This is a genomic window from Lachnoanaerobaculum sp., assembly GCF_057250505.1.
Genome location: NZ_DBHIEQ010000017.1, coordinates 1 through 25,294 on the forward strand (window position 1 = coordinate 1; position 25,294 = coordinate 25,294).

Here is a 25,294-nt window from a genome sequence, read left to right on the forward strand (position 1 = left end):
TAAACAGGACATTTTCGTTTGGGGTATATTAGGACTTTATCATATACGGCTTATATAAATATAAAACTTGTTATCAAATTTACTTGAAAAATGATAAAAAAAGTTGTAATATGATAACGAGTTTCAAATTAGACTATCCGAGTAGGGTAGCAATGTTGGAGGTGTGATTTGACAAAGGCTCAGTATAAAACCAAACAATTGTTGGAAATAGAGGATTTCCTGAAGGAAAATGCGAACAAGCATGTCACCGTGAATGATATTATTCTTTTTTTCAAAGAGCAGGGAAAGAATATCGGGAAAGCCACTGTTTACAGACATTTGGAAAGAATGGTAAGTGACGGATCTGTACATAAATATATGCTTGATGCGGGAGACAGTGCGTGCTTTGAGTATATTGAAGATGAGGACTTGCATCCGGTTTGCTTTCACTGTAAATGTGAGAAATGCGGTAAACTCATTCACTTGGAGTGTACTGAATTGTCCCTAATTGGAGACCATCTGAGAGAGGAACACGGCTTTGATATAGACCACACCAGAACAGTTTTTTATGGAACTTGTAATGAATGTAGAAAAGAGGGTAATCTATGAAAAGGTTTATTGGAATAGGACTTGGTATCCTTATGGTCATGATGACACTTCTCGGCTGTGCAAAAAAAGAGGATACGGCTGCAAGTGCGGGAAAAGAAGGTAAGAAAATCAGCATTGTTACCACTATCTTTCCGGCATATGACTGGGTAAAGCAGGTGGTAGGAGATAATAAGAATGTGGATATTACCTTCCTTATAGATAAGGGAGTGGATTTACACAGTTATCAGGCATCTGCACAGGATATTGCAAAAATCACAGACAGCGACCTGTTCGTATATGTAGGCGGAGAGTCTGACGGATGGGCTGAGGATATTGTGAAGGAAAATCCTAATCTAAAATATATCAGTATGGTAGACAGTATCGGTAAAGCTGCATTAGAAGAAGAACTTGTAGAGGGTATGCAAGAGGAACAAGGTGAAGAAGAGGGTGAAGAGTGCGCTATCGATGAGCACGTTTGGCTTTCATTGGCAAATGCCAAGACTATAGTGGGGGCTATAGAAGCCAAGTTGTCGGAGATAGATCCTGATAATAAGAGCAGCTATGAAAAGAATGCAAATGATTATATTGCAAAGCTTGATGCGCTTGACAAAGAGTATCAGGATGCCCTTTCAAATGTTCAGGATAAGACAATCCTTGTGGGAGACAGATTCCCGTTCAGATATCTTGTAAATGAGTATGGAATAAAGTATTATGCCGCATTTAAAGGATGTGATGCAAACAGTGAGGCGTCATTTGAAACAGTCAAATTCTTGGCAAACAAGATGGATGAGTTAAAGCTTACAAAGATATTTATAATTGACGGTTCAAAAGGTGACCTTGCAAAGACAATAGTGGAAAACACAAAGGATAAGAATGCAAAGGTTTTAGTACTTGACTCTATGCAGTCAACAAAGAGTAGTGATAATGCCGACTACCTCGATATAATGAAAAAGAATTTGGAAGTACTCAAAGAGGCATTATAGACTGGAGATTTATGATAAAATGTGAAAATCTGTCACTTGGATATGACGGAAAGGCTATAGTAGAGAATCTGAACTTTGAGATAAAAGACGGAGATTATCTATGCATTATAGGGGAGAACGGTGTGGGAAAGTCTACATTGATAAAGACGCTTTTAAAACTTATAAAGCCTATATCCGGAGAGGTTATATATAATGAGAATCTTGTGCCGACAGAAATAGGATACCTTTCACAGCAACAGCAGCTTATGAAGGATTTTCCGGCATCTGTCTTTGAAATAGTAATCTCGGGATGTCAGTCAAAAGTGGGGATTAGACCATTTTATAATAAAAAAGAAAGGATGGCCGCAAGGCAAAGGATAGAAGGGCTGGGACTTCTTAATCTTATGAAAAGAAGCTTCAGTGAACTCTCCGGCGGTCAGCAGCAAAGAGTTCTTTTAGCCAGAGCATTGATGGCAGGTCAGAGGCTCATGATACTTGATGAGCCTGTGACCGGTCTTGACCCGCATGCAAGTCAAAATATGTATGATATTATCAACGGGCTTAACAAAGACGGAATGACCGTAGTCATGATATCACATGATGTGGACGAGGCACTTGAGTATGCAACAAATGTGTTATATATCGGAAAGCAGATATTTTTTGGAGATACAGCCGAGTATAAAAGGAGTGTGGGAATACAATGAAAGAAATCAGCTTATATTTTAGTTATCCTTTTGTACGCTATGCGATAATTGTAGGAATACTTATAGCACTTTGCTCTTCACTTCTTGGAGTTATCCTGGTTTTGAAGAGATTTTCATTTATAGGAGACGGACTTTCTCATGTAGCTTTCGGTGCGGTATCTGTGGCTACAGTGTTTAATCTTACCGACAATATGATACTCGTACTGCCGGTAACAATTATTGCCGCAATTATCCTTTTGAAGGGCGGTACAGGCGGCAAGATAAAAGGTGACGCCTCTATAGCTATGATGTCGGTAGGAGCGTTGGCCTTCGGCTATTTGGCGATGAATGTATTCTCAAGCGGAGCAAATCTGGCAGGAGATGTATGTACCACTCTTTTCGGTTCCACCTCAATACTTACATTGACCAAGGAAAAGGTAATGCTTTGTATTATACTTTCGGTAGTTGTGATAGCTATATTTATACTGTTTTACAATAAAATATTTGCAGTAACGTTTGATGAAAATTTTGCTGTTGCAACAGGTATCAATACAAGAAAATACAATCTTTTGATAGCGATTGTCATTGCGGTAATTGTTGTACTTGCAATGAATCTGGTGGGATCATTGCTTATATCCGCACTTGTAGTATTCCCTGCACTTGCTTCTATGTGTGTGTTCAAAAGCTTTTTATCCGTAACAGTATCATCGGCAATATTTTCGGTGGTATGTACAAGTCTCGGACTTTTTATTTCAATACTTGCAGGTTCACCTGTAGGTGCAACTATTGTATGTATTGATATATTGGTATTCTTTGCATTTTATATAATAGGCAGAGTGAAGGGGTAGTTAGTACAGACTACCCTGTATTTATGCTTATATTTTATATTCTTTGTTATTTTTTTATCTTGATAATACTTTTGAATTAATGTAAAATCAAAGTCGAGTTTAGAAATAACAAACAACCGCAGTTATTTTCGGTTGCTTAAGATAGCATTTGATAGAAAAAGAGGTATATATGGATAAGAGACCGATAGTACTATGTATAATGGATGGTTTGGGTATAAGAAAAGGACATGATCACAATGCCGTGTTCGAGGCGAAGACTCCGAATCTTGATAGAATCGAGAAGGAATATCCTTTTGTAGAAGGTCAGGCAAGCGGACTTTATGTAGGTCTTCCTGACGGACAGATGGGCAATTCGGAAGTAGGTCATATGAATATGGGTGCCGGAAGGATTATATATCAGGAGTTGACCAGAATATCCAAAGCAATAGAGGATGGAGATTTCTATAAGAATAAGGGACTTTTGGCTGCTGTAGAGAATGTAAAGAAAAACAACAGTGCACTTCACCTTATGGGACTTGTTTCAAGCGGCGGTGTTCACAGCTATAACACTCATATCTACGGACTTTTGGAGCTTGCAAAGAGAAACGACATAAAGGAAGTTTATGTACATGCATTCCTTGACGGTAGAGATACACCTCCTACATCAGGTGAGGAGTTTGTAGCCAAGCTTGAAGAACAGATGAAAAAGATAGGTGTAGGTAAGGTTGCATCTGTGATGGGTCGTTTCTATGCAATGGACAGAGACAACCGTTGGGACAGAGTTGAAGCGGCTTACAATATAATGACAAAGGGCGGCAATGAAAAGGTAAGTGCCACAGAAGGTATACAGGAGTCATATGATGATGACAAGAACGATGAGTTCGTAGTACCTTTTGCAGTAGAAGGAACAAAGAGAATACAGAACAATGATTCTGTAATATTCTTCAACTTCAGACCTGACAGAGCAAGAGAGATGACAAGAGTGTTCTGTGTAGACGACTTTAACGGTTTTGACAGAGGACAAAGACTTCATACAACATTTGTTTGCTTCACGGATTATGATGACACTATCACAGATAAGATAGTTGCATTTGAAAAAGAAGAGATAAAGGATACATTCGGTGAGTTTTTGGCGGCACATCATTTAAAGCAGCTAAGGCTTGCAGAGACTGAAAAGTATGCACATGTTACTTTCTTCTTTAACGGCGGTAAGGAAGAGCCGAATGAGGGTGAGGACAGAATCCTTGTAAACTCTCCTAAGGATGTGGCAACTTATGACCTTAAGCCTCAGATGAGTGCTTATGAAGTTTGTGATAATCTTGTTAAAGCTATAAAGGGCGGTAAATATGATGTTATAATCATCAACTTTGCAAACCCTGATATGGTAGGACATACGGCAGTGGAAGCTGCAGCCATAAAGGCGGTAGAGGTAGTGGATGAGTGTGTCGGAAAGGCTGTTGAAGCCATCAAGGAAGTGAACGGTATAATGTTTATCTGTGCCGACCACGGAAACTGTGAGACATTAGTTGATGAAAAAACAGGTGAGCCTTATACAGCACATACTACAAACCCTGTACCTTTCATACTTGTGAATGCAGATCCTAAGTATAAGCTTGCAGAGGGAGGAAGACTTTGTGATATAGTTCCTACACTTATAGAGCTTATGGGAATGAAGAAGCCTGAGGTTATGACAGGAAAGAGCCTTTTGGTTGAGAAATAAAATATAATGATATGATAAAACGCTCGAAGGTAATACACCCGGGCGTTTTTTATTGCCGATATTTTAAACAAAAGTTAATCAATATGTACTTATTATTCATATGATATTACTTGACATTATAAATAGTTGGTGTATTATATGTGTTGGTACAGTTAATATAATTTATCACCTGACAAAAAGTAAAATAAATTATAAATATTTTGTGATTATTCTTGTTTAGAGGTAAATTTGCGATATAATATCAAGTAATTTACTGTAAAATGACGGAGGTTATATGAGAGGTAATATAATAAAAATAGGGGCTTTGGGAATGGCTTCCATATTAGCTTTTGAGAGCGTAGGGGCAAGTCATGTATTTGCACAGAGCTCAAACTTTGACTTAAGAAAAAAAGTAATAGGTCTTACAGGAATCACCTTTGTAAGTGGAAATATAGATAGATTTGTAACCAGAGGTGAGTTTGCAAAGATGCTCGTACAGGCTTCACAATATCGCTCTGTACTTACAAAAAGCAGCAATACATCAGTATTCAATGATGTTCCGAAAGACAATGAGAATGCCGCTGCAATAAAGATGGCGGTAGAACAGGGTTATATGACAGGTTATCTGGGCGGAAACTTCAAACCGAATGATAACGTTACACTGAATGATGCTGTAAGAGGAGTACTTACATTACTTGGATATCAGGCAAGCGACTTTGCAGGGGATGCCAATAATAAGAGAATGTCAAAGTACGGCTTTCTTGAACTGAATGAAAACCTTACATCACTGACTGCCAATTCAAATCTTACGGTAAGAGATTGTATAAACCTTTTCTACAATATGCTTAAGACCAATATGAAAGATGGCGGTGCATATGTAGTGACAGTTTTTAACGGTGAAATAAACAAAGATAAAGAAGTAAATCCGTTAAAGCTTGCCGACAATTCATTAAAGGGACCAAAGGTTGTAAAATCGGTAAATCAGTTGGCTAAGGCACTGCCGTTTGATTACAAGGATGCAAACTTATTTGTAGACGGAAGAAGTGTCGGTGCGGATTACTTTAAGAGTCTTATGGTATCATCCGAGGTTGGACTTGTAATATACTATTCGGCGGCGGCAAAGACTGTTTGGGCATATGATGAGAATACAGATGCCACTAACGGCAAGAAGGCTGTACATGGTACTGTAGAAAGTATTTATTATGAGTCAACATCTACACTTACACCTACATCAGTTACAGTAAACGGGGAGACATATCAAATTACAAACAGTGATATGCAGTTTGCATTCTCCATATATGGAAGCATCAAAGTAAATGATGATGTTACACTGGTAGTTGATATAAACAATGCTGAAGACGGTACTTCAACATATTCGGTAGTTGATTATATAGAGGATTAGTGGGGGAAAGATGAAGAAAAGATTTATAGTTATACCTGCACTTGTGCTGGCCGGAGTAGGTGTATTTTTCTTTATGAAATCAAGGAATGCTTCAAAGGTGGATATGAGTACATTTGTACCTACAGCTGTGGCTACAAAGCAGGATATATCTTCCGAGATTTCATCATCAGGAACCATTACTCCAAAGGATACTTACAATATCACGGCACTTGTATCGGGAGAGATTGTTTCAGCTGATTTTAATATCGGAGATATGGTAAGTAAGGATCAGGTGTTGTATCAGATAGATAAGTCAAGTATTGTATCTGATATAAATTCTTCAAATAATTCTTTAAATAAGGCTAATTCGGGTTATGCCTCGGCAAGTAAGGAGTATGCAAAGGCGAAGGCCGAATTTGCGGGGAATCTATATCGCTCCACCAGAAAGGGATATATAAAAGAACTTAGTATTCAAACCGGAGATAAGATAAGCGGAGGCACGAAGCTGGCCACTATATATAATGATAATGTCATGAATATTCGTATTCCTTTCCTAAGTTCGGATGCTGTCAATATAACACCGGGAATGTCCGGTACATTGACTATCGCCGATACCGGAGAGCAGGTAGAGGGCAAAGTTGTATCTGTATCAAGTATGGATCAAACCTTGGACGGAGGCCGACTTGTCCGCAATGTCACATTTGAAGTAAACAATCCGGGCGGACTGACAGATAAGACTACAGCCAATGCTACAGTCGGAGATATCACTTCTACAGGTGACGGTACTTTTGAAGCCTCTACAAATGTAGATATGAGTGCCGATTTGGCTGCGGGTGTGGATATAGAAAGTGTACTGGTAAATGTAGGTGACTATGTGGATGTGGGAACTCCTATATTCAAGATGACATCGGAAAGTACCGATAAACTCCTAAAGACTTACAAGGATGCTCTTGATACTGCACAGGGTGATGTAGATACAGCCAAAAAGGGTGTAGATACAGCTAAAAAAAATTCGGACGAATATACTATCAAGTCACCTATAGCAGGAAAGGTAATCAGCAAAAATTATAAGGTAGGAGATAAGGTCGGTTCAGGCAGTGACAATAAGGCGGTTACTATGGCGGTTATCTATGATATGAGTTCATATACCTTTAAAATGAGTGTGGATGAGAAAGATATCTCAAAGGTTCAAAACGGTCAGAAAGTAAGGATAAAGTCGGATGCTTTTCCTGATAAGGAGTACTCAGGTACAGTGACTAATGTAAGTCTTGAGAGTACAAGTCAAAATGGTGTGTCTACTTATCCGGTTACTGTAAAACTTGATGAAACATATGACTTACTTCCGGGAATGAATGTAGACGGATATATTACATTGGAGTCTGCAAAGGATGCACTTACTATACCGTCCAATGCGTTGATGAGAGGAAATAAAGTATATGTAAAGGACAATTCCGCTACAGAGACAAAGACGGCTGATTCAAAAGCAAATAAAGATTCAACAAATGCAAATTCAAGCGGAGACGGACTGGTTCCTGCAGGCTTTAAGGAAGTTACTGTAACTACAGGTGTTATCAATTCCGACTATGTGCAGATCACTTCAGGATTGAATGAAGGAGATGAGGTCTATATAGATGAGACTGCAAATATGAGTGTAGGTGAAACCGGTGCGGACGGAATGCCGGCAGATAACGGCGGCGGAATGGATGCAGGCGGAGAAGGAGCCGGCGAAGGCGGAGCAGGTGCAGGCGGAGCTGATGCAGGTGGTGCCGATGCAGGCGGAGCCGGAGGTCAGTAATGGAAAAACTTATCCAAATGATTGATATTCGAAAAGAATACAAGATGGGTGATGAGACAGTCTATGCAAATGACGGTATTACATTGGATATTGATAAGGGAGAGTTTGTGGCCATTGTCGGAAAGTCGGGTTCAGGAAAGTCTACACTTATGAATATCATTGGAGCTCTTGATGTACCGACTTCCGGAACTTATCTTCTGGGTGGCAAAAATGTAGGCAAACTGAGTGACAATCAGCTTGCAGATATTCGTAATAAGATGATTGGATTTGTTTTCCAGCAGTACAATCTTCTGCCCAGAATGAATATACTTGAGAATGTGGAATTGCCGCTTTTGTATGCACATGTACCGACACATGAGAGAGAAAAAAGAGCTTTGGAGGCACTTGAAAAGGTCGATTTGGCAGAGAAGGCAAAGCAGATGCCGAAGCAGCTTTCAGGAGGACAGCAGCAAAGAGTGAGTATTGCAAGAGCTCTTGCCGCCAATCCTTCTCTTATACTTGCAGATGAGCCTACAGGAGCCCTTGATTCAAAGACAAGCCGTCAGGTACTTGACTTTTTTAAGAAGATTCATGAAGATGGAAATACAGTTATTATGATTACACATGATAATTCAATCGCTGTTGAGGCAAAGAGAGTCATTCGAATAGCAGACGGCAAAATAAATTTTGATGGAAGTAGTGAAGATTATGCTGCAATCATTTAAACTTGCAATAAAAAGTATTATTGCTAATAAGATGAGATCATTCCTTACCATGCTTGGTCTTATTATCGGTGTATCCGCAGTTGTTATACTGGTAAGTGTAATGATGGGATATCTGAACAATATGGTAAAATCTTTTATGGAAATGGGTGCCAATACTATAACTGTCAGTTTGGTAAATATGCCTGCAAGACATGCTAGTGTTGACCAGATGTATGATTTTTTCAATGAGAATAGAGATGTTTTTTCTGAGATGACACCACAGGTAAACGTAAGCGGTACTGTAAAGGTGGGCACTACAAAGTCTACAACCACCACAGTAAGTGGTGTAAGCGAGTATTATGGTAAGTTAAAAAATTATAAGCTTGAAAAGGGTAGATTTTTATCATATTCAGATATGATATCCAGACAAAAGGTGGTTGTTATAGGTTACTATGTAGCCTTAAAGCTTTTCGGTTCGCCAAAGGAAGCTATGGGGCAGATTATAAAGATAAACGGCTCCGCCTTTACTGTTGTAGGTGTGGTAGAGAGACAGGATAAAAAACAGTTATCTGCAAGAGGAAATGATGATTTTGCATTTATGCCGTACTCTACAGCGGGGCAGTTAAACGGTACTTCAGTACCTGATAATTATATATTTGCTACAGTAAATACCAATATAAGTGATAAGGCCGTAAAGCTTTTGAATGAGTTTTTAAAGACTATTTATACTCAGAAAGATACTTTTTTTGTGCAGTCTATGAGTCAGATGCTTAGTGAGATAAATGTACAGATGGCACTTATGAGTACCATTATAGGAGCTATAGCAGGTATATCACTGCTTGTTGCAGGTGTCGGCGTTATGAATATTATGCTGGTATCGGTAACTGAGAGAACCAGAGAAATCGGTATAAGAAAAGCACTTGGTGCAAGAAGGGGTGTTATACTTCAACAATTTGTTATAGAGGCATTGGTTACCAGTACCATTGGCGGTTCAATCGGAATCGTAGTGGGCTGCATTGTCAGTCCTACTATCGGCAATATTATGGGAATGAGTTCACCTGCAAACTTTAATGCTGTAATTATTTCTTTCAGTGTATCCGTAGCTATAGGTCTTATATTCGGCTATATGCCGGCTATGAGAGCTGCAAGTCTTAACCCTATAGATGCACTCAGAAGTGAATAAAGTAACAGTCGGGACGGTTATGACGTTCCGGCTTTTTTGTGAGTTGAAAAGCTGTTGTCAAATTAATTTTAATACAAATTTTATTGGCTTATTAGATGAGATGGGTTATAATAGTGAAATGAAGAAATTTTTTTATACATTATGGATATCTTTATATCCGATACTTATTTATACATTTATACAGGTTGTATTGGCAATGGTAATGGCGGTTTTTGTCGTTGCTGCCGGAGTAAGTCAAAGAAGCATGACTGAAATCTTTACGAAAAATGCATTGCCGATTATAGCTGTAAGTGCGGTTTTGGCATCTGTATTTATGATCTTATTTTTTAATTTGGATTATAATAAGGGCAGGATTGAAAGACGGGAAAATATTAAAGCATTGGATTTTGTAATGGCTGTTTTAGGAGGGGCGGGAATTGCGGTTGTGCTTAATATTATTGTCAGTATTACAAATGTTTCCGGCCTTGATAACAGTTTTACAGAAGTCAGTAAGATTTTTAATGCAGGTCCTGTTTTTGTCACAATACTTTGTGCAGGTGTAATAATACCGATAGCTGAGGAGCTTATATTCAGGGGACTTGTCTTTAACAGAATAAAGTTTCAATATAATTTCATATCCGCACTTTTGATATCGTCTATAGTATTCGGACTCTTTCATGGAAATTTAGTTCAGGGTATTTATGCAACTCTATTGGGATTTTGCTTATCTTATACCTATAATAAAACTAAGAGTATTTTAATACCTATTTCCATACATTTCAGTGCAAATACATTTGTAATTATATTAGGTAAGCTGACAGAAAACAGTGACAGTCATGTTATATTAGCAATAATCATAATTGTCAGTTTGATATTTGCAGCTATGGGAATTATATATTTTGTAAAAAGAAAGGTATAGTAATGAAGATTTTGAGTATAGCGGTGCCATGCTTTAATTCTGCGGCATATATGAGAAAATGTATCGATTCCCTGCTTGCGGGTAAGGAAGATGTTGAGATATTGATAGTAAATGACGGTTCTAATAAGGATAATACTGCACAGATAGCGGATGAATATGAGAAAAAATATCCTACTGTCTGTAAGGCAATACATAAAGAAAACGGCGGGCATGGTGACGCTGTAATGTTTGGATTAAGAGCCGCTACAGGTGAGTTTTTCAAGGTGGTGGATTCTGATGACTATCTGGATAAGAAGTCTTTTTTAGAAGTACTCAACAAGTTAAAAGAGTTCATCAGAGACAAAGAAAATATTGATATGCTGCTTTGTAACTTTGTGTATGACAAGGTGGGAGTAAAGAAGAAAAAGGTAATGACTTACAAGAGGAATTTACCTGTGAATAAGAAGTTTGAATGGGAGGATATAAAGCCTTTCCATACAGGACAGTATATTCTGATGCACTCTGTAATATATAGAAGAGAGCTTTTGATTGAGAATGGGCTTGATTTGCCGAAGCATACATTCTATGTTGACAATATCTTTGTATATCAGCCTTTAAAGGCGGTGAAGGATATCTATTACATGGATGTTAATCTTTACAGATATTATATAGGAAGAGAAGACCAGTCTGTAAACGAGCAGGTTATGATCGGCAGGATAGACCAGCAGATAAGAGTGACCAAGCTTATGCTTGACGCCTTCAATCCGTATGATGTTGTCAATAAGAAGCTTAGAAAGTATCTTATAAGCTATCTTGAGATAATGATGGTAATATCTTCAATACTTGCCATTTTGTCAAAAGACGAGGAGAATCTGAAAAAGAAGGATGAGCTGTGGGACTACCTTAGAGACCGTAATCCTAGACTTTACAGAAGAATAAGGAGAGGTGCACTGGGTCAGGCTATGAATCTTCCGGGCAAGGTCGGAAGAAGTATTGCAGTAGTAGGATATAGAATAGCCAATAAACTTTACGGATTTAACTAATCGTTCAGATGTAGTTGCAGCTGTGTTTTAAGGGTGTAGAAAAAACGCTGAAGAGAAAATGTTAATGAAACTTAAAAAATGAAAATATCCTGACAAATACAAGGCATTTTTGCTTTGTGGTTTTGTCAGGATATTTTTTGTAATATTCTCATAAACTGATAGTTTAGATTATGTTTCAAAACTTTTCCTTTGAATTCTATATTATTAGGATTTAACATAAATAAGCAAATCAGTGGTGGAGTGTGTGCATATTTAATTGAGCGTCAATATCCCTTCCGGAATACATTACTCTAATAACTGTTACAATTTTTTTATAGCTATTTGGAATATAAAATATAAGATAATTATCAACCGGTAATACTAGAAGTTCACGGCTTTTCCATGGATCTTTTTCATACTTTGGATAACGTTCAGGCAAAGTATGAAGTTTTAATATATGTTCTTCCAAACGGTCAAGCTGTCCGCTTGCATTCTCGGGAGATTGTAAATCAAAAGCAATATACTCAAAGATTTCTCTCAAATCTTTGTCAGCCTGTTCAGATAATTTTATTTCATATATCATAGTCCATAATCTTTGCGAATGTCGGCAAAGACAGTATTCACATTTTTCGTTCGTCCGGCTTGCATATCCGCATATCCCTTTTCCAATTCATTATTAAATTCCTCCTCTGATAATGTGTTTATATCAACGGGCATTGAAGTCGGGATTTTTAATTCAAAAGGTAGTCCTTTATGTAAGATAATCTGCTTATAAAACATATTGATTGCACCGGAAGCCGGAATGCCGAGTGTAGAAAGAATGGCTTCTGCTTCTTCTTTAACATTCGGTTCAATCCTTGCATATAAATTTGCTGATTTTGTACCCATATAGAATATCTCCTTTCACGAGTAGTTTAAGTTTATATTTATTATAAAATAATGTGCGTACAATAGCAATACAATATTTTTGTAAAGGTGCTAAAGTATAATATACCTTAAAAAAATAGGGTAAAAAAACTTTAAAAAGTTTAAAATAATGCTTGACATATATTGGGATTTTTTATATACTTACAGAGCGTTAAACGCGACGGGATCTTAGCTCAGCTGGGAGAGCATCTGCCTTACAAGCAGAGGGTCACAGGTTCGAGCCCTGTAGGTCCCACTTTTTCATGTAAAGCATGAATTTAATATATGGCGATGTAGCTCAGTTGGCTAGAGCATACGGTTCATACCCGTAGTGTCGAGAGTTCGAATCTCCCCATCGCTATTTTTTCCATTTTGTCCCGACCTATTTGTCGGGGTCTTTTTTATTGCAAATTTTAATATTGTGAAAAAGCCGACCTATAATATCAGATTATAAGCCGGCTTATTTTTTAAAATTACTTTATCTCAAAACCGAAGTATCTTACTGCATTGTTAAATGAGATATTTTCTACAAGTTCCTTAAGTGCCTTGTCATCATTAGGATATTGTCCGCTCTCTACCCACTCACCTATAAGCTGACAAAGTATTCTTCTGAAATAATCATGTCTGGTATATGAGAGGAATGAACGGGAGTCTGTAAGCATACCGTTGAAGTTACCGAAACATCCGAGAGCCGCAAGTGATTTCATCTGAGCTCTCATTCCCTCATAGTGATCGTTGAACCACCAAGCCGAACCCTGTTGAACCTTGCCTATAGTGCTTGAGTCCTGGAAACATCCTATGATTGTACCGATAGCGGCATCATCATTAGGATTCAGAGAGTAAAGGATTACCTTCGGAAGCTCATCTGTTAAAGTGAGAGCGTCCAAAAAGTTTGCAAGCTGATCTGCCGGGGCATATCCGCTGATAGAATCAAAGCCTGTATCAGGACCCAGCTTGTCAAACATTGCGGTATTGTTGTTTCTCTTACAACCGAAGTGCAGCTGCATTACCCAGTTAAGCCTGTGGTACTCTCTGCCGAGGAAAAGAAGAAGAGCGGTCTTATACTGATACTGTTCTGTAAGACTTATATCATCACCTGCAAGTTTCTTTTTCATTATTGCATCAATGGCGGCGTCATCAGCCGGGTAGTAATATACGAAGTCAACACCGTGGTCAGAAACCGAGCATCCGTTTTCGTTGAAGAAATCAAGTCTGTTTTTAAGAGCAAGCTTCAGACTTTCAAAGTCTTTTACAGATACGCCGCTGACACTTGAAAGCTTTTGAATATACTCATTGTAGTCTGTCTTTTCAATATTTGTTGCCTTATCAGGTCTCCAGGCAGGAAGTACACTGAATCCTAAATCGGCTACCTCTCTAAGCTTTATATGCCACTCAAGAGAGTCTATAGGGTCGTCTGTTGTACAGATAACTTTTACATTTGAATTTCTTATGATATTTCTTACACTGAGTTCATCACTTGAGAGCTTTTCCTTTGTAAGGTTCCAAACCTCATCTGCGGTCTCAGGGCATAGATGACCTGTGTAGCCGAAGTATTTTTGAAGCTCAAGATGTGACCAGCTGTAGAGAGGATTACCTATAAGCTTAGGCATAGTGGCGGCCCATGCGTCAAACTTCTCTCTGTCTGTGGATTCATTTCCTGTTATAAGCTTTTCAGGCACACCGTTTGATCTGATCTGACGCCATTTGTAGTGGTCACCTCCAAGCCAAACCTGTGTGATATTGTCAAATTTTTTGTCTTCATATATTTCCTGCGGATTGATATGACAGTGATAGTCGACTATCGGCATCTTCCCTGCATAGTCGTGATAAAGGTGTTTTGCTGTTTTTGTATCAAGTAAAAAATCCTGATCCATAAAATTGTTCATGTTAACCTCCTTAGCCAAACGGCTGCATAAAGTAAAATTTATAAATAACTACATACAGTAGCCATATATCAATAAGTCTGCTTATAAAGGTTCTAAGCCTTAAAAGTATCTCTTTCAATAATCACAGGTTCAAATACTCTGATATTTTCAGGCGTTTGCCCGTCAAATACTTCTAAAAGAGTGTTTACACTGTGACTGCAAAGGTCAAAGAGCCTTGAGTCTACAGTGGTAAGTTCAGGGGATGAGAATTTGGAAAAAATCGAATTATTATATCCGATTATAGATAAGTCTTCAGGTACCGAAATATTATTTTGCTTTGCAAACTTCAGAGCAATCATTGCTAAAAAATCATCACTTGCAATTATACCGTCTGGTATAAAATTCTCCTCACCGAATTTAAAAAGTGCCGACAATATACTGTCTATATCGTTTTCCATACATAAAAGAGAGGAAAAAACGGCACCTGAATGTTCGTACTCTTTACATCCATTCATAAATCCGTCAAGTTTTCTTTTGGCGGACTGTGATGTGGAGTTGTAAAGAAAAAGCAGTTTTCTTTTTCCGGCTTTGTATAACATATTTGCACATTTTTTTGTGGCGTTAAAGTCGTCATAGTATGAGCAATATATGTTCTCACCGGTTAAAGAGCCGTTTATCAAAAGTATGGGTAGGGATTTTGCAGTGTTTTTTATAAGATTTTTATTATCTCTTGAAGATATATATTTTGAGCCTATCATAATGACGGCATCCACACTTTTTGAGATAAGTATATCCATATATTTTTTCAGATTCTTTGTATCATAGCCGCTGCAACATAAAAGTGAGTCGTATCCGTTTTTACGAAGCATTTTTTCAAAGCAGGACAATGCTCCGGCTACATAGATATCTGAAGGGTCAGAGCAAAGTATACCTATGGTCTTCATAGTATTAAGCCCAAGCCCTCTTGCAAATACATTAGGAGTAAAACCCAGCTCATCCACTATATCCAAAACCTTTTTTCTTGTTTTCTCACTTACCTTAGGGCTGTTGTTGATGACTCTTGAAACCGTGGCTATAGAGACATTTGCCCTGTTTGCAATATCATATATATTCATAATCCTCCAAGACCGTACAGTAAAGTCTGTAAAAGTATAAATTCATAACTTTTACTATACAAGCATATCTGTGTCTTGACAAGCCGTAAAAGTCCCTTGTATAATGCGATTGTAAACGCTTACATTCATTATAAGCTTAATACTGAAATTTGGCAAGGAGTAAGAGATGGATTATATCAAAATCAATGATTCGGACAATGTATGTGTGGCACTGAATGCATTGAAGGCCGGAGAAAAAATCACTATAGGGAATGAAAGTGTGGTGACAAACAGCGATATTCCGGCAGGACATAAGGTGGCATTAAAGGATATAGGTGCAGGTGAAGACATTATCAAGTACGGAAACAGAATAGGTCTTGCAAAAGAAGATATAAAGGTCGGAGACCACGTACATACTCACAATATAAAGACGGCTCTTGGAGATCTTTTGGAATACAAGTATGTTCCGAAGATAAAGGAGATAAAAGAAACGGCTCATGAGAGCTTTATGGGGTTTAGGAGAGCAAACGGCAAGGTGGGAGTAAGAAATGAGATATGGATTATTCCGACTGTGGGTTGTGTCAACAATATAGCACAGGCTATTGAAAGAAGAGCAAAGTCTCTTATAAGGGGAAGTGTTGAGGATGTTATAGCGTTTGTACACCCGTACGGTTGCTCACAGATGGGAGACGATCAGGAGAATACAAGAAAGATTCTTGCAGATATGATAAATCATCCCAATGCCGGAGGCGCACTTGTACTTGGACTTGGTTGTGAAAACTCAAATATTCCTGTGTTGAAGGACTATCTTGGAGATATAGATGAAAGCAGGGTAAAGTTCCTTATCTCACAAGAGGTGGAAGATGAGATAGAAACAGGACTTTCACTTATAGAAGAACTTATAAACAATATAGCCTATGAAAAGAGAGAAGAAATAGATGCAAGCGAGCTTATTATCGGAATGAAATGCGGAGGTTCGGACGGACTTTCAGGTATTACGGCAAATCCTATAGTAGGAGAGTTTTCCGATATCCTTATTTCAAAGGGTGGAAGTACAATACTTACAGAGGTGCCTGAGATGTTCGGAGCGGAGACGCTTCTTATGGAGAGGTGTAAGGACAGAGAGACTTTTGAAAAGACTGTGGCTCTTATAAATGATTTTAAGATGTATTTTAAAAATCATAATCAGACTATATATGAAAATCCTTCGCCGGGAAATAAGGCGGGCGGTATATCTACACTTGAGGACAAGTCACTCGGATGTACACAGAAGTCCGGAAGTGCCAAGGTGGTTGATGTGCTTTCTTATGGCGAAACTTTAAAGACAAAGGGCTTAAATTTGCTTTCTTCACCGGGAAATGACCTTGTTGCGGCTACAGCTCTTGCAATGAGCGGTGCACATATAGTATTATTCACCACAGGAAGAGGAACACCATTTGCGTCACCTGTGCCAACTTTAAAGATTGCCACCAATTCAAGACTGGCAAAGGCTAAGGGAAACTGGATTGATTTTAATTCAGGCAGGATGATAGAAGATAAGTCAAAGGACGAGCTGGCAAACGATTTATTCAAATTGGTATTAGAGGTTGCAAGTGGTAAGAAGGTGAAGTCTGAAATCGCAGGATTCCATGACTTTGCAATCTTTAAACAGGGAGTAACGCTTTAATGAAAATAAATCGCACAACAGAAAGAAGTGTAAAGATACTTGAGCTTGTAGCCAAGGCAAATGACGGACTTGATATGGATGAAATCTGTGAGAAGCTCGCTATACCCAGAACAAGTTGCTATGATATTTTGGTGACTTTGGTACATATGGGAATGCTTGAGGTAAGTACGGGTACAAAGAGAAACTATAAGATAGGGTTGAATGCATACAGGATCGGAATGAGTTATACAAATAACAGAAATATATCTGAGATTATAGATCCTGCACTGAAGGAGCTGTCAAAGGAACTGAAAAAGACCTGTTTTTTCGGAGTATTGGAAGGGACAAAAATTGTGTATATATCAAAGTTTGAACCTGAGAATCCGATAATAACCACAGCCACCATAGGAACAAGAAATCCGGTGTACAGCACTTCTTTGGGTAAGGCGATATTAAGCACTATGAGTGATGAGCAAATAAGAGAGATAACAAAAGATATTGAGTTTAAGCAGGCTACAAGGTTTACACTGAAAAGTCCGGATGAGCTGATTGAAAATATAGATATTGTAAGGAGCAGAGGTTTTGCACTTGATGAGAGAGAGGTGGAAGAGCATATGGAATGTGTCGGAGTGCCTGTTTTCAATGAAAAAAGAGAGTGCATAGGTGCCATATCGGCGTCAAGTCTTTACAGAAAAGATGAGGACTATATAGCTCTTGGAAATACACTGAAAGAAAGAGCTTTTAAAATATCAAAATCTTTAGGCTATATGCCTTGACAATACTTAGAAAGTTAATTACAATCAAGTCATCGCAAATATGAATTGAGGTTCGTATATACGAATATTGATATATTATTTATGGAGGTTCAAATGAGAAAAGAACAGGTTCTTACAAGAATGAAAGAAGATTGTTTGGTTGCCGTTGTTCGTGCAAAGAACAAAGAGCAGGGTGAGAAGGTAATAGATGCTATAGTTGCAGGCGGCATCAATTTTATTGAGATTACAATGACTATGGATGAGGGCAATCCTGTAGAGTTCATACAGTTTATGGCTGATAAGTACAGAAATAACGACAAGGTAGTTATAGGTGCAGGTACTGTGCTTGATCCTGAGACGGCAAGAGCGGTAATCCTTGCAGGTGCAAACTATGTGGTAAGTCCGGGACTTAATGTGGAGACAATCAAGCTTTGCAACAGATACAGAGTACCGATGCTTCCGGGTGTAATGTCACCTACAGAGGCTATTACAGCACTTGAAGCAGGATGTGATATTATAAAGGTATTCCCGGGAAATGTTGTAGGACCGGGTGCAATCAGCTCATTTAAGGGACCTCTTCCACAGGGAGATTTTATGCCGAGCGGCGGTGTGGATGTAGACAATGTAGACAAGTGGATTAAAGCGGGTGCTTGTGCTGTAGGTACAGGTTCATCACTTACAAAGGGCGCAAAAACAGGAGACTTTGCGGCTGTAACTGCAAAGGCAAGAGAGTTCGTAGAGGCTGTAGCGGCAGCAAGAAAATAGTATTGGAGAAATTATGGCAAAGATAGTTACAATGGGAGAGATAATGCTCAGATTATCAACTCCGAACAATGAGAAGTTTATTCAGGCGGATGAGTTCGATATCAATTATGGCGGCGGTGAGGCAAATGTTGCCGTTTCACTTGCAAACTACGGTCATGATGCGGATTTTGTAAGTGCGTTACCGAAGAATCCTATAGGTGATGCGGCTATTGCAACTCTTCGCAAGTACAATGTAGGTACAAAGCATATTTCAAGAAGCGGTGAGAGAGTGGGTATCTATTTCCTTGAGACAGGTTCCGCTATGAGAGCGTCAAATGTAGTATATGACAGAGCACATTCTTCTATTTCTACAGCTAAGGTGGATGAGTTTGACTTTGATGAGATTTTCAAAGATGCGGATTGGTTCCATTTTACAGGTATTACACCTGCAGTTTCAGACAGTGCGACAGAGCTTACAGAGGCTGCTCTTAAGGCTGCCAAGAAGGCCGGAGTTACAGTATCTGTAGACCTTAACTTCAGAAAGAAACTCTGGTCATCAGAGAAAGCAAAGAAAATAATGACAAATCTTATGCAGTATGTAGATGTATGTATCGGTAATGAAGAGGACGCTGAGAAGGTTCTCGGATTTAAGCCGGGCAACACGGATGTTACAGCAGGAGAACTTGAGCTTAGCGGCTATGTGGATATCTTCAATCAGATGTGTGATCAATTTAAGTTTAAATATGTTATAAGCTCACTTCGTGAGAGCTTCTCAGCTTCAAACAATGACTGGTCGGCTTGTATCATGGACGGAAGCGCAAGAGAGTTCTATCACTCAAAGAAATACCATGTAACTCCGATAGTAGACAGAGTCGGCGGCGGTGACTCATTTGCAGCAGGCGTTATCTGCGGACTTTGCGATAAGAAAGACTTTAAGTCTGCACTTGAATTTGCCGTAGCGGCTTCAGCACTTAAGCATACAATTCCGGGAGATTTCAACCTTGTAACAAGAGAAGATGTTGAGAGCCTTGCAGGCGGTGACGGTTCAGGCAGAGTGCAAAGATAAGACAAAATATGTATTTTCCTATAAAAAGGAGCCGGCAAGTTGCCGGCTCTGTTTTTATTGGATCTTTCTCTTTTTTAGTGTCACTTCTGTGACATATATTAATGTTGAATAACTATATTCCCTACAGTTTCAGTACTACTTAATGATGATTAGATAATCAATGGAGAAGTGGTTAGAGTATATCTTCGGCGGATTAAGAGTTTTCATAAAAATATGACAATGTATGTCCGGTTATTGTGATATAATAATTATAGGAGATGTTAAGACGATGAAAGATAATAGGCTGTTTAGGATACTATATTACATTCTGGAAAAGGGAAAAGTTACAGCAAGCGAACTTGCTGATAAATTTGAGGTATCAGTCAGAACAATTTATAGAGATATTGACTCTATCAGTAGTGCAGGTATTCCCGTTTATGCGTTGCAAGGAAAGGGCGGCGGAATAGAAATTGCTGAGGATTTTGTTCTTAGTAAATCACTACTGTCTGAAAACGAGAAACAACAAATTATGTCAGCTCTTCAAGGATTGTATAATACCGCAATACAGCATGAGAATGAGCTTCTAACAAAACTTTCCGCACTCTTTAAAATGAAAAATACCGGTTGGATAGAGGTTGATTTTAATAATTGGCAAAACAATAAGCTGTATGAACAAACGTTTAATGATATTAAATCTGCAATTTTAAGTAAAAATATTATTTCATTCACATATTTTAGCAGCAATGAAAAAGAAACAAGTAGAAGAGTTAAACCCGTTAGACTACTTTTCAAGAGTCAGGACTGGTATCTATATGCTTTCTGTTTACTTAGAAATGATTTTAGATATTTCAAATTGTCCCGGATAAAGAATTTAGAAATCCATACTGAAAAGTTTGATGACAGCTTTGAAGATGCAATACTCAAGAAAGAAATGCCACACGAGAACACGGTGCATATAAAAGTTAAGTTTGATCGTAAAGTTGCTTTTCGAGTATATGATGAATTAAACGGAGAAATTATAGAAGATAATGATGGAAATTTATATTCAAAAATAGAAATAACGAATGACTATAACCTATACAATTATATTTTTTCTTTCGGAGATGGAGCGGAAGTATTAGAACCGAAAGAGATACGAATGCAGATTAAAGAAATGATAAATAAAATGGCAGAAAAATATATAATATGACAAATGGTGTCAAGTATCCTCCTGTATAATAAATTAACCAAATGTAAAGGGAGGACCGGATAATGAAATATGAGTGGAGAAAACAAGAAAAGAATCTTTATGGTGTAAAGCAAACACCTGTCATTGTAGAAGTGCCAAAGCAAAAATTTATTTTGGTAAAAGGTAAAGGCAATCCGAATGAAGTAGATTTTTCAGATAGAATATCCGCATTATATTCTCTTGCTTATGCCATTAAAATGTTGTTTAAAAATGCAACGAAAAATAAAACTGATAACGAGATTGCAGATTTTACGGTATATCCACTAGAGGGATTTTGGAAAAAAGTAAATGGAGAAGAGCTTGATAAAAATAAACTGGAATACACATTGATGATTAAACAACCTGATTTTATTACACAAGAGATATTCACAAAGGCACTTGAGAATATAAAAAAGAAAAAGCCTAATGCATTGTATGATGAGATGAGTTTTAGAGAAATAGAAGAAGGTAAATCCATTCAGATTTTACATGTTGGAAGTTATGATGATGAGTCAAAATCATTTGAACGGATGAATGAATTTGCAAGAAAACTTAATCTTAGAAGAATAGGTGATTTTCATAAAGAAATATATCTAAGTAATAAAAACAGAACATCAGAAGAAAAACAAAAAACCATATTAAGATATTCAGTTGAATAGGAGGAATTTGTTGTGCCAAGACCAACGACAAAAAATGATTTAATGACTGCTGCTAAGGGAAACTATGAAAAGTTAAATTTACTTATTTCAAAGATGACAGAGGAAGAGTTAAACACACCGTTTGATTTTTCAAAAGATGAAAAGAAAAAAGAAGCTCATTGGAAAAGAGATAAAAACTTAAGAGATGTTTTAATCCATCTCTATGAATGGCATCAGCTTATTTTGAATTGGGTACATTCCAATCAAAAGGGAGAAGAAAAACCATTTTTGCCTGAACCATATAACTGGAAAACTTATGGAGATATGAATGTGGAATTTTGGAAAAAACATCAAAATACTTCTCTTGAAAATGCAACTAAAATGTTTCATAAATCCCATAGCGATGTTTTACAGTTGGCTGAAACCTTTACAAACGAAGAACTTTTTTCAAAAGGTGTATATAAATGGGTTGGAGGGAGTACGCTGGGTTCATATTTTGTGAGTGCGACTGCAAGCCATTATGATTGGGCAATGAAAAAGATTAAAGCGCATCAGAAAAATGTAAATCAAAAATAATTGGAATAGGATAGTAAAGTGCATTTTACAAAAGTAAAAGTTATATGTAAATGATGCAGAAATATATTTTTTATATCACGGTGATAATTTTCTGAAACAATAAGTCTATACTGTTCCATCATTTAATCCCTCCCGAAGACGTTTCATGGACTCCTCAAAACTTAATGTATGACCGTTTGAAAAGTCATCTTCGCTTTGTTCCAAAAGCCTATATAGTTCATACTTACTTGTTAATTTATTATATAAGTCAATGCTCATAACGGCTAAGTCACCTCGACCGTTTTTAGTAATAAATATAGGTTCATTTGTGTTATGACAAAATGTAGATATATCATTGTAGCTGTTACGTAAGTCTGTACTTGATTTAATTATCGGCATAAAACCTCCTTTCTAAAGAAATTATAATATTATTTCTTTAGAAACTCAATAAATAAAAGTCGTAAAATTTGAAAAACCATATTGACAAAAAAATAACAATATAGTATCATTTAATTATGTTAAAAAAATAACGAAATATATTTTATTATGTCGGAGGAAATATGGCAGATAAGAGTTTTATTGTGGATAATATCGACAATTTGAGCATCAAAATGAAAGAGTTAAAAGAAGCCCAAAGAGAATTTGCAACCTATTCTCAGGAACAGGTGGATAAAATATTCTATGAGGTGGCTATGGCTGCCAACAAGGCGAGATTTGAACTTGCAAAGATGGCTGTAGAAGAGACGGGAATGGGCGTATTGGAGGATAAGGTTATCAAAAACCACTATGCGGCAGAGTATATCTACAACGCATATAAGGATACAAAGACCTGCGGTGTGATTGAAGAGGACGATATATTCGGAATAAAGAAAATAGCAGAGCCTATAGGTGTTATAGCTGCCGTTATTCCTACTACAAATCCTACATCAACAGCTATATTCAAGATACTTTTGGCACTTAAGACAAGAAATGCAATCATCATAAGTCCTCACCCTAGAGCAAAGAACTGTACAAACTATACTGCAAAATTTCTTTTGGAAACAGCGGTAAAAGCCGGTGCACCAAAGAACATAATAGGTTGGATTGATGTGCCTTCACTTGAACTTACAAACGAAGTAATGCATGAGGCCGATATCATACTTGCTACAGGCGGTCCGGGAATGGTTAAGTCCGCATACTCATCAGGAAAACCTGCAATAGGTGTAGGTGCCGGAAATACTCCTGTAATTATTGACGAAACGGCAGATATCAAGATGGCTGTAAATTCAATAATACACTCAAAGACATTTGATAACGGAATGATTTGTGCTTCAGAGCAGTCTGTTACCGTAATGGAAAGCATATATAATGAAGTGAAAAAAGAGTTTGCTTACAGGGGTTGTTATTTCCTAAAGAAGGATGAACTTGATAAGGTCAGAAAGACTATCATAATAGGCGGTTCTTTAAATGCAAAGATAGTAGGACAGCCTGCATATAAGATTGCAGAGATGGCAGGAGTCAATGTACCTGAAAATACAAAGATTCTTATCGGTGAAGTTGAATCTGTAGATATAAGTGAAGAGTTTGCACATGAGAAGCTTTCACCTGTACTTGCAATGTATAAGGCAAAGACATTTAATGAAGCCGTTGCAAAGGCTGAAAGACTTGTTGCGGACGGCGGTTACGGTCATACATCAGGTATCTATATAGGTGTAAATGAAAAAGAGAAGCTTAATATACATCAGAATGCAATGAAGACTTGCAGAATTCTTGTAAATACACCAGCATCGCATGGAGGTCTCGGAGATTTATACAACTTCAAGCTCACACCTTCACTTACATTAGGCTGCGGTTCATGGGGCGGAAACTCCGTTTCGGAGAATGTAGGCGTTAAGCATCTTATAAATATAAAAACTGTAGCACAAAGGAGAGAGAACATGTTGTGGCTTAGAACTCCTCAAAAGGTATACTTTAAGAGAGGCTGTCTGCCTGTAGCACTTGACGAGCTTAAAACTGTAATGCATAAGAAGAGAGCCTTTATTGTAACAGATACCTTCCTATATAAGAACGGATATACAGATGTTATAACAAACAAGCTTGATGAGATGGGTATAAGATATTCATGCTTCTTTGATGTAACTCCTGACCCTACACTTCAGTGTGCAAGAGAAGGTGTGAAGGCGATGACAGCTTTTGAGCCTGATGTAATAATAGCACTCGGAGGCGGTTCTGCTATGGATGCCGCAAAGATAATGTGGGTAATGTATGAGCATCCTGAAGTTAACTTTGAAGATATGGCAATGGACTTCATGGATATCAGAAAGAGGGTATATAAGTTCCCTAAGATGGGAGAGAAGGCATACTTTGTGGCAGTACCTACATCATCAGGTACAGGTAGTGAGGTAACACCTTTTGCTATCATTACAGATGCGGATACAGGAATAAAGTGGCCTATAGCGGATTATGAAATCCTCCCGAATATGGCAATCGTTGATGTAAACAATATGATGGATCAGCCTAAGGGACTTACTGCGGCATCGGGAATTGACGTTCTTACCCATGCTCTTGAAGCATATGTATCTATAATGGCTACAGATTATACTGACGGACTTGCTCTCAGAGCGATGAAACTTGTGTTTGATTATCTACCTTCAGCATATGAAAACGGAAGTGCGGATCCGATTGCAAGAGAGAAGATGGCTGACGCTTCATGTCTTGCAGGTATGGCTTTTGCAAATGCATTCCTCGGTGTAAACCACTCAATGGCACATAAGCTCGGTGCATTCCACCATATAGCACACGGACTTGCAAATGCGGTAATACTTACAAGGGTTATGAGATACAATGCATCTGATGTTCCTACAAAAATGGGTACGTTCCCGCAGTATGAATATCCTAAGGCAAAGGCAAGATATGTTGAGGCTGCAAAGTACTGTGGTGTAACCGGAAAGAATGATGACGAGATATTTGAAAACTTTATAAAGAAAATAGAAGAATTGAAGAAATTCATAGGGGTAAAAGAGACAATAGCACTCTACGGAGTAGAAGAAAAATACTTCTTAGATACATTGGACGAGATGAGTGAGCAGGCATTCAACGATCAGTGTACTGCTGCAAATCCGAGATATCCGCTTGTAAGCGAGATCAAAGAGCTGTATTTGGACGCTTATTACGGCAGATAA

At 37.9% G+C, this 25,294-nt stretch carries 24 protein-coding genes and 2 tRNA genes; 21 read left to right on the forward strand and 5 right to left on the reverse strand.

Annotated features, from left to right (window positions below; genetic code table 11):
- Nucleotides 1-168: 168 nt before the first annotated feature.
- The 11 genes from ACO6FI_RS08270 (at nt 169) to ACO6FI_RS08320 (ending at nt 11,700) form a co-directional block, all read left to right on the forward strand.
- On the forward strand, nt 169-588 hold the full coding sequence (locus ACO6FI_RS08270) for a Fur family transcriptional regulator (protein WP_485456920.1): 420 nt from the start codon (nt 169-171) through the stop codon (nt 586-588).
- Entirely contained in the window at nt 585-1,550 is a 966-nt protein-coding gene (locus ACO6FI_RS08275) for a metal ABC transporter substrate-binding protein (protein ID WP_485456921.1), read from the forward strand. Before ACO6FI_RS08270 ends, ACO6FI_RS08275 begins: the two co-directional genes overlap by 4 nt.
- Nucleotides 1,551-1,561: 11 nt before the next feature.
- The gene (locus ACO6FI_RS08280; protein ID WP_485456922.1) at nt 1,562-2,233 is read left to right on the forward strand and encodes a metal ABC transporter ATP-binding protein; all 672 of its coding nucleotides are present in this window, start codon (nt 1,562-1,564) and stop codon (nt 2,231-2,233) included.
- The gene (locus tag ACO6FI_RS08285) at nt 2,230-3,060 is read left to right on the forward strand and encodes a metal ABC transporter permease (RefSeq protein WP_485456923.1); all 831 of its coding nucleotides are present in this window, start codon (nt 2,230-2,232) and stop codon (nt 3,058-3,060) included. The genes ACO6FI_RS08280 and ACO6FI_RS08285 overlap by 4 nt, the downstream gene beginning before the upstream one ends.
- 169 nt (nt 3,061-3,229) lie before the next feature.
- Nucleotides 3,230-4,759, forward strand: a complete 1,530-nt coding sequence (gene gpmI, locus ACO6FI_RS08290) for a 2,3-bisphosphoglycerate-independent phosphoglycerate mutase (RefSeq protein WP_485456924.1) — start codon at nt 3,230-3,232, stop codon at nt 4,757-4,759.
- A 274-nt stretch (nt 4,760-5,033) separates the two neighbouring features.
- The gene (locus ACO6FI_RS08295) at nt 5,034-6,140 is read left to right on the forward strand and encodes an S-layer homology domain-containing protein (RefSeq protein ID WP_485456925.1); all 1,107 of its coding nucleotides are present in this window, start codon (nt 5,034-5,036) and stop codon (nt 6,138-6,140) included.
- Nucleotides 6,141-6,150: 10 nt separating this feature from the next.
- On the forward strand, nt 6,151-7,914 hold the full coding sequence (locus tag ACO6FI_RS08300) for an efflux RND transporter periplasmic adaptor subunit (RefSeq protein ID WP_485456926.1): 1,764 nt from the start codon (nt 6,151-6,153) through the stop codon (nt 7,912-7,914).
- Nucleotides 7,914-8,618 (forward strand): ABC transporter ATP-binding protein, encoded by a 705-nt coding sequence (locus ACO6FI_RS08305; protein WP_485456927.1) that lies wholly within the window; start codon nt 7,914-7,916, stop codon nt 8,616-8,618. The genes ACO6FI_RS08300 and ACO6FI_RS08305 overlap by 1 nt, the downstream gene beginning before the upstream one ends.
- Nucleotides 8,602-9,780: an ABC transporter permease gene (locus ACO6FI_RS08310; RefSeq protein WP_485456928.1), complete on the forward strand. Its 1,179-nt coding sequence runs from the start codon at nt 8,602-8,604 to the stop codon at nt 9,778-9,780. Before ACO6FI_RS08305 ends, ACO6FI_RS08310 begins: the two co-directional genes overlap by 17 nt.
- A 118-nt stretch (nt 9,781-9,898) precedes the next feature.
- Complete coding sequence (locus ACO6FI_RS08315) at nt 9,899-10,678, forward strand: CPBP family intramembrane glutamic endopeptidase (RefSeq protein ID WP_485456929.1); 780 nt, start codon at nt 9,899-9,901, stop codon at nt 10,676-10,678.
- A 2-nt stretch (nt 10,679-10,680) separates the two neighbouring features.
- A complete protein-coding gene (locus tag ACO6FI_RS08320; protein WP_485456930.1) occupies nt 10,681-11,700 on the forward strand; it encodes a glycosyltransferase family 2 protein in 1,020 nt (339 codons plus the stop codon).
- A gap of 229 nt (nt 11,701-11,929) precedes the next feature.
- Here the strand turns inward: ACO6FI_RS08320 and ACO6FI_RS08325 are convergent, their stop codons facing one another.
- Together ACO6FI_RS08325 and ACO6FI_RS08330 are read right to left on the reverse strand one after the other, a co-directional pair.
- Entirely contained in the window at nt 11,930-12,262 is a 333-nt protein-coding gene (locus ACO6FI_RS08325) for a type II toxin-antitoxin system RelE/ParE family toxin (RefSeq protein WP_485456931.1), read from the reverse strand.
- Nucleotides 12,259-12,567, reverse strand: coding sequence for a type II toxin-antitoxin system RelB/DinJ family antitoxin (locus ACO6FI_RS08330; protein WP_485456932.1), 309 nt, complete (start codon nt 12,565-12,567; stop codon nt 12,259-12,261). Before ACO6FI_RS08330 ends, ACO6FI_RS08325 begins: the two co-directional genes overlap by 4 nt.
- 201 nt (nt 12,568-12,768) lie before the next feature.
- On the opposite strand from ACO6FI_RS08330, the gene ACO6FI_RS08335 reads away from it, so the two are divergent.
- Nucleotides 12,769-12,841, forward strand: a tRNA-Val gene (locus tag ACO6FI_RS08335).
- Nucleotides 12,842-12,872: 31 nt separating this feature from the next.
- Nucleotides 12,873-12,946, forward strand: a tRNA-Met gene (locus tag ACO6FI_RS08340).
- 112 nt (nt 12,947-13,058) lie between these two features.
- Here ACO6FI_RS08340 and uxaC read toward each other — a convergent pair.
- Both uxaC and ACO6FI_RS08350 read right to left on the reverse strand, forming a co-directional pair.
- Entirely contained in the window at nt 13,059-14,471 is a 1,413-nt protein-coding gene (gene uxaC / locus ACO6FI_RS08345) for a glucuronate isomerase (protein ID WP_485456933.1), read from the reverse strand.
- 92 nt (nt 14,472-14,563) lie between these two features.
- Complete coding sequence (locus ACO6FI_RS08350) at nt 14,564-15,565, reverse strand: LacI family DNA-binding transcriptional regulator (protein WP_485456934.1); 1,002 nt, start codon at nt 15,563-15,565, stop codon at nt 14,564-14,566.
- Between the two features lie 166 nt (nt 15,566-15,731).
- Here ACO6FI_RS08350 and ACO6FI_RS08355 point away from each other — a divergent pair, with 166 nt between their 5' ends.
- The 7 genes from ACO6FI_RS08355 to ACO6FI_RS08385 all read left to right on the forward strand — a co-directional run bounded on the left by ACO6FI_RS08355 (nt 15,732) and on the right by ACO6FI_RS08385 (nt 22,154).
- Entirely contained in the window at nt 15,732-17,210 is a 1,479-nt protein-coding gene (locus tag ACO6FI_RS08355) for a UxaA family hydrolase (RefSeq protein ID WP_485456935.1), read from the forward strand.
- Nucleotides 17,210-17,965 (forward strand): IclR family transcriptional regulator, encoded by a 756-nt coding sequence (locus tag ACO6FI_RS08360; protein ID WP_485456936.1) that lies wholly within the window; start codon nt 17,210-17,212, stop codon nt 17,963-17,965. The genes ACO6FI_RS08355 and ACO6FI_RS08360 overlap by 1 nt, the downstream gene beginning before the upstream one ends.
- 93 nt (nt 17,966-18,058) lie before the next feature.
- Nucleotides 18,059-18,709, forward strand: coding sequence for a bifunctional 2-keto-4-hydroxyglutarate aldolase/2-keto-3-deoxy-6-phosphogluconate aldolase (locus tag ACO6FI_RS08365; protein WP_298055832.1), 651 nt, complete (start codon nt 18,059-18,061; stop codon nt 18,707-18,709).
- A 13-nt stretch (nt 18,710-18,722) separates the two neighbouring features.
- Entirely contained in the window at nt 18,723-19,754 is a 1,032-nt protein-coding gene (locus ACO6FI_RS08370) for a PfkB family carbohydrate kinase (protein ID WP_485456937.1), read from the forward strand.
- A gap of 268 nt (nt 19,755-20,022) precedes the next feature.
- Nucleotides 20,023-20,922 carry a helix-turn-helix transcriptional regulator gene (locus ACO6FI_RS08375; protein WP_485456938.1) on the forward strand — a complete coding sequence of 300 codons (900 nt, stop codon included), beginning with the start codon at nt 20,023-20,025 and terminating at the stop codon, nt 20,920-20,922.
- Nucleotides 20,923-20,984: 62 nt separating this feature from the next.
- Entirely contained in the window at nt 20,985-21,599 is a 615-nt protein-coding gene (locus ACO6FI_RS08380; RefSeq protein ID WP_485456939.1) for a GyrI-like domain-containing protein, read from the forward strand.
- 12 nt (nt 21,600-21,611) lie between these two features.
- Nucleotides 21,612-22,154, forward strand: coding sequence for a ClbS/DfsB family four-helix bundle protein (locus ACO6FI_RS08385; protein WP_485456940.1), 543 nt, complete (start codon nt 21,612-21,614; stop codon nt 22,152-22,154).
- A 105-nt stretch (nt 22,155-22,259) separates the two neighbouring features.
- Here ACO6FI_RS08385 and ACO6FI_RS08390 read toward each other — a convergent pair whose 3' ends face one another.
- On the reverse strand, nt 22,260-22,532 hold the full coding sequence (locus ACO6FI_RS08390) for a type II toxin-antitoxin system prevent-host-death family antitoxin (protein ID WP_485456941.1): 273 nt from the start codon (nt 22,530-22,532) through the stop codon (nt 22,260-22,262).
- Between the two features lie 161 nt (nt 22,533-22,693).
- Here ACO6FI_RS08390 and adhE point away from each other — a divergent pair, with 161 nt between their 5' ends.
- Nucleotides 22,694-25,294 carry a bifunctional acetaldehyde-CoA/alcohol dehydrogenase gene (adhE, locus tag ACO6FI_RS08395; protein WP_485456942.1) on the forward strand — a complete coding sequence of 867 codons (2,601 nt, stop codon included), beginning with the start codon at nt 22,694-22,696 and terminating at the stop codon, nt 25,292-25,294.